Origin of the sequence: Kitasatospora sp. NPDC059817 (assembly GCF_042731835.1) — a bacterium.
Taxonomy (GTDB): Bacteria; Actinomycetota; Actinomycetes; order Streptomycetales; family Streptomycetaceae; genus Kitasatospora.
This window is the reverse complement of the sequence record NZ_JBHWIR010000076.1, coordinates 14243-16878: the sequence shown is the minus strand read 5'-3', so window position 1 is coordinate 16878 and position 2636 is coordinate 14243. Positions and strand designations below refer to the sequence as shown.

Below are 2636 nucleotides of genomic sequence, written 5' to 3'. Positions count from 1 at the left end.
CCCCGGTCTACCCGGCCGGGGCCCACCCCCCGCCCGCCGGCGCCCCCCCGCACCCGGCGGTGTTAACCCTCAGCGGGTTGTTCCACGACCGGCACGGCGGCTTCGGGGGCGCGCCCAAGTTCCCGCCGGCCATGGTCGTCGAGTTCCTGCTGCGCCACCACGCCCGCACCGGCTCCGAGGCGGCCCTGGAGATGGCCGTCCGCACCGGCGAGGCGATGGCCCGAGGCGGCATCCACGACCAACTCGGCGGCGGCTTCGCCCGGTACGCGGTCGACGCCGGCTGGGTCGTGCCGCACTTCGAGAAGATGCTGTACGACAACGCCCTGCTGCTGCGCGCCTACCTGCACCTGTGGCGGTCCACCGGCTCCCCGCTGGCCCGCCGGACCGCGCTGACCACCGCCGACTTCCTGCTGCGCGAACTGCGCACCCCCGAAGGCGCGTTCGCATCCGCGCTGGACGCCGACAGCCTCGACGAGGAGACCGGGAAGTCCACCGAAGGCGCCTACTACGTGTGGGAGCCAGGCCAGTTGGTCGACCTGCTCGGCCCCGCCGACGCGGCCACCGCCGCCCGGCTGTTCACCGTCACCGCCGGCGGCACCTTCGAACACGGCACTTCCGTCCTCCAACTCATCGCCGATCCCGAGGACTTCGCCGAGTACGAGACCATCCGCGCCCGGCTGTTCGAGGCCCGCATCCGGCGGCCCGCCCCCGCCCGCGACGACAAGGTCGTCGCCGCCTGGAACGGCCTCGCCATCGCCGCCCTCGCCGAGACCGGCGCCCTCCTGGAGCGCCCCGACCTCGTCGAGGCCGCCGAACGCGCCGCCGACCTGCTGCTCGCCGTCCACCTCACCCCCGACGGCCGGCTGCTGCGCACCTCCCGCGACGGCCGGGCCGGCACCAACGCGGGCGTCCTGGAGGACTACGCCGACACCGCCGAGGGCTTCCTGGCCCTGTACGCCGTCACCGGCGACGCCGCCTGGCTGCAACTGGCCGGCGGACTCCTCGACACCGTGCTCAAGCACTTCACCGACGAGGCCTCCGGCGCGCTCTACGACACCGCCGACGACGCCGAGGAACTCATCCGGCGCCCCCAGGACCCCACCGACAACGCCACCCCGTCCGGCTGGACCGCCGCCGCCGGCGCCCTGCTCACCTACGCCGCCTACACCGGCTCCGACCGGCACCGGACGGCCGCCGAACGGGCCCTCGGCATCGTCGGCTCGCTCGCGTCCCGGGCCCCCCGGTTCATCGGCTGGGGCCTCGCCGTCGCCGAGGCGCTGCTCGACGGGCCGCGCGAAGTCGCCGTCGTCGGCCCGGCCGACGACCCGGCCACCGCCGCACTGCGCCGGGCCGCGCTGCTCGGCACCGCGCCCGGGGCGGTCGTCGCGGTGGGCTCGCCGGCGGGTCCGGCGGATGGTTCGCCGGCGCGCCCGGCGGATGGTCCGGCGGACGGTTCGGCGGAGGACGGCGGTGCGGAGGTGCCGCTGCTGGCGGACCGGCCGCTGGTCGGCGGAGCGCCCGCCGCCTACGTCTGCCGGCACTTCGCCTGCGAAGCGCCGACCACCGACCCGGCAGTCCTCGGCGAGCGGCTGGGCGTCGTCGTCGAATAATCCGCTGGTGGGAGGGGCGCGGCCGGGCCAGAATGGGCCATGACCTGGACCTTGAGCAGCTCGTTCGACGACTTCCGGCGCCACGCGGAAGAATTCCTCGCTGCCCGCCCGGCCGAGAGCACCGTCCTGCTCACGGTCGTCCACCGGCTGGCCGAACGCGGCCTGGACGTGTTCGGGCAGCGGCCACCGGTCTTCGGCTGGTGGCGCCCGGTGGACGGCGGCCCGGTCGAAGGAGCCTTCCTCCAGACGCCGCCGTTCAGCCCCCGGCTCTCCTGCACACCGGCGGCGGCAGCCGAGCTGGCGGTCGAACTGGCCGCCGCCGGGAGCGAGTTCACCGAGGTGTCCGGCGTCGGCGGAGGTGCGGACGCGGTCCGGGCCTTCGCCGCGGCCTGGACCGCCGCCACCGGCGCCGACCAGTCCGTCCGCTTCAACGAACGGCTCTACCGGCTCGGCGAGTTGACCGACCCGCCCCGCCCGCCCGCCGGTCACCACCGAGCCGCCACGCCGGCCGACCGCGAACTGGCGATCCGCTGGTACGAGGAGTTCCTCGTCGAAGCCGGGGTCGACCTGCCCAACATCCCCCAGGCCGTCGACGACCGGATCGCCACCGGCGGCCTCCACCTGTGGGAGGACGGCCGCCGCCCCGTCGCCCTGGCCGGCAGCAGCCCGGTGATCGCCGGCATGTCCCGCATCGGCCCCGTCTACACCCCGACCGACCAGCGCGGACGCGGCTACGCCAGCGCCGTCACCGCCGCCGCCTCCGCACACGCCCTCGCCCAGGGGGCGGCCGAGGTCCTGCTCTACACCGACCTCGCCAACCCGACCAGCAACTCCATCTACCAGCAGATCGGCTACCGGCCGGTCGAGGACTGCCTGACCCTGGACTTCACGACGCAGGACGGACGTTACGCGTAGTCGACCGGACGGGGGGGGGCGGCGCCGCGGGGGGGGGGTGGGGGGGGGGGGGGCGGCCGCCGGGGGGGGCCGCGGGGGGCGCGGGGCGGGACTCGGGCGCGCGCGCGCGGC

Annotated in this window: 2 protein-coding genes; both read left to right on the top strand. The window is 76.1% G+C overall.

Annotation, left to right across the window (positions count from 1 at the left end):
* Positions 1-1610 (top strand): thioredoxin domain-containing protein (locus ACFV61_RS18300; RefSeq protein WP_380492659.1); only part of this gene is annotated, 1610 nt, incomplete at its 5' end.
* A 39-nt stretch (positions 1611-1649) separates the two neighbouring features.
* Positions 1650-2525, top strand: coding sequence for a GNAT family N-acetyltransferase (locus tag ACFV61_RS18295; RefSeq protein ID WP_380492657.1), 876 nt, complete (start codon positions 1650-1652; stop codon positions 2523-2525).
* The last annotated feature ends 111 nt before the right edge of the window (positions 2526-2636 follow it).